Raw genomic sequence first — 2,692 nt, forward strand, 5'->3', positions numbered from 1 at the left:
CGCTGCCCACGGCCGCCGCCTCCGCGCCGGCCACGGCGCCGCCGCCGACGGTCGTGCCGGCCACCGGGAACCCGGCCTTCCCGGGCGGCCCGCTGCTCAGCGTGGACCAGCAGCCGGTCCCGGCGCTGGTCGACCTGACCGTGCTGGGCACCCGGGACTGGATCCACTGGGGTGGCCTCGGCGGGGGAAGTGTGCAGCGCAAGCAGACCGGCACCGGGGAGATCACCGACCCGGGCGGGGCGCGGCTGGAGCACGCCGCGAGCATCTCCGACTTCGCCTGGACCGACGGCACGCCGGTCGCGCAGCAGGAGGGCATCCGGTACGGGGTGTTCCAGCGCGGTGCCGGCCGGAGCTTCGCGTTGAGCGTGGCCGCCAGCGGTGACCTGCGGACCGTGCGGCTTTTCGTCGGCGCCTTCTCCGCGGGCGCCCGGCTCGACGTCCGGCTCTCCGGCGGCGGTGACCCCGCGGTCCGGGCGGTGGCGCTCGCCGCCGGCGACCGGTTCTACCAGTACGTCATCCACTTCCGGGCGGCTCGCGGCAGCAGGCTGCTGATCACCTGGCGGGCGCTGACCGTCGTCGGCGGGGAGAACGACGGGGTGACCATGGAGGCGCTCACGGTCAGTTGAGGGTCGACCACTACCGCCTGGTAACAAAGTGGAAACTCCCACCCGCCGACATATGGCGCATCGGCCCCGAAAGATGGAAACGTGAAGCGGGCCGCGCCCCGCCCGTCCCGGCGGCGCCGGGATGCGGTGGGGAGCGGGAGGTCAGGTGGGGCAGGAAGACCACGGTCCGGTCGACGGCCGAACCCCGTGCCCGCACGGGCGGGCCCGGGCGGAGTTGCGCCGGCTGGCGCGGGCCCGGCAGCGGCGGCGCCGGCTCCTGGAGGCGCTCGTGGCGTTCGTCTGCCTCGCCGGAGTCGTCGGCTACCTCGGCACCGAGCAGCACGGGGCGCCCCGGGAGGAGCGCAGCGGGGTGCTGCCCGGCCCGGTGGCCGGCCGGCCCGAGGTGCCCGCCCCGGGCGCGTCCGACGCGGACAGCGCGGTGGTGATCCCCGGGCTGCGACCCCGGCAGCGCCCGCCGTCGCCGAGCCCGTCACCGTCCACGCCGGCCAGCCCGGCGGCCCCGCCACTGCTCACCGTCCGCCAGGCCGACGTTCCGGCGCTGGTCGACCTGACCGCCGTCGGACCGGTCGACTGGGTCCACTGGGGACTGATCGGCGCGGGCACGCCGGTCCGCAGGCGCGGCGGGTCCGGCGAGATCCACGACGAGGGCGGCCGGGGCGAGCGGGTCAGCTACAGCAACAACCCGGAGGCGTACACCTGGCGGGACGGCGCCCCGGTCGAGTCGGCCAGCGGCACCATGTCCGGGGTCTACACCTGTGACCGGGGCAGCGGCTTCCGCCTCGCCGTGGCCGCCGACGGCCGGGACCGCACGGTCCGCCTCTACGCCGGGTTGTGGATGGCCCGGGCCCGCCTCGACCTGCGGATCTCCGGCGGTGGGCCGGCCAGCAGCGTACGGCTGGAGGATCCGCACACCGCGCGGACCGCCGAGTTCACCATCCGGTTCCGCGCGCCGAAGGGGGCGAAGCTGCTGCTGAGCTGGACCGTCGAGGAGTCCATGGGGGACTGCGGCAACGTCAGCCTCCAGGCGGTCGCGCTGCGCTGAGGCCGGTTCCCCGGTGCCGTGGCGGAGCCGGGAGTAGCGTGGGCGCGACGGCCGACGCGCGAACCGGGAGGGACCGATGACGGCGGGCGAGCAGGTGCTGGACAGCCCCGAGGGATGGGTCGCCGACCACATCCGGCGGTACGTGGAGACCGGCGGGGTCGAGGGGCACGAGTGGCGGCCGGGCGTGTACACGCTGCTGCTGACCACCCGCGGTCGCCGCTCCGGCAAGCTGCGGCGCACCGCGTTGATCTACGGCCGGGACGGCGACGCCTACCTGGTGGTGGCCTCCCAGGGCGGCGCCCCGCAGCATCCCGCCTGGTACCTCAACCTGCTCGCCGACCCCGAGGCGCAGGTGCAGGTCGGCCCGGAGTCGTTCCGGGTCCGGGCGCGGACCGCCACCCCGGAGGAGAAACCGCGGATGTGGCGGACCATGACCGCCGCCTGGCCGGCGTACGACGAGTACCAGACGAAGACCGACCGGGAGATCCCGGTGGTGGTACTGGAACGGATTTGATCGATCTCACCTCGCGGGTGGTCGACCCGGGTACAGCGGGCCAGCAGAATCGGGGCCAGGCCCTGCGCCGCGACCGCGGCGCACGACACCGGGGAGGGACCATGCCCGCGTTCGCGCTCGCGCACCTGCGGAACACGGCGGAGAACGACGACATCGTCGAATACATCGACCGGATCCAGGCGACCCTCGACCCGTACCAGGGGCGGTTCCGGGTGCACGGCGGGATGCCGGACGTGCTCGAGGGGGAGTGGCCCGGCTCCGTCGTGATCATCGAGTTCCCCGACGTCGAGCACGCCCACGACTGGTACGCCTCCCCGGCGTACCAGGAGATCCTGCCGCTGCGCACCCGGCACCTGGACGCGTCGACGATCATCATCGACGGCGTCGCTCCGGACTACGACCCGCGGCGCACCGCCGCGCGGATGCGCCAGCGCGTGCGCTGAGCCCGCTCCCCCGCCCGGGGGAGACGGGTCCACTCCCGCTCGGGAGGGCGCGGACGGCCGGCGGCGG

General features: G+C 75.2%; 3 protein-coding genes and 1 pseudogene. All 4 read left to right on the forward strand.

Annotation, left to right across the window (positions count from 1 at the left end; genetic code table 11):
• Positions 1-626: pseudogene (locus ACWEVO_RS34540) on the forward strand (hypothetical protein); the annotation flags it as partial.
• Positions 627-771: 145 nt separating this feature from the next.
• On the forward strand, positions 772-1,668 hold the full coding sequence (locus ACWEVO_RS34545; RefSeq protein WP_452311613.1) for a hypothetical protein: 897 nt from the start codon (positions 772-774) through the stop codon (positions 1,666-1,668).
• A 76-nt stretch (positions 1,669-1,744) separates the two neighbouring features.
• Positions 1,745-2,182 (forward strand): nitroreductase family deazaflavin-dependent oxidoreductase, encoded by a 438-nt coding sequence (locus tag ACWEVO_RS34550; protein WP_452311614.1) that lies wholly within the window; start codon positions 1,745-1,747, stop codon positions 2,180-2,182.
• 101 nt (positions 2,183-2,283) lie between these two features.
• Positions 2,284-2,625 carry a DUF1330 domain-containing protein gene (locus tag ACWEVO_RS34555; RefSeq protein ID WP_452311615.1) on the forward strand — a complete coding sequence of 114 codons (342 nt, stop codon included), beginning with the start codon at positions 2,284-2,286 and terminating at the stop codon, positions 2,623-2,625.
• The last annotated feature ends 67 nt before the right edge of the window (positions 2,626-2,692 follow it).

The organism is Micromonospora sp. NPDC003776, assembly GCF_053605645.1.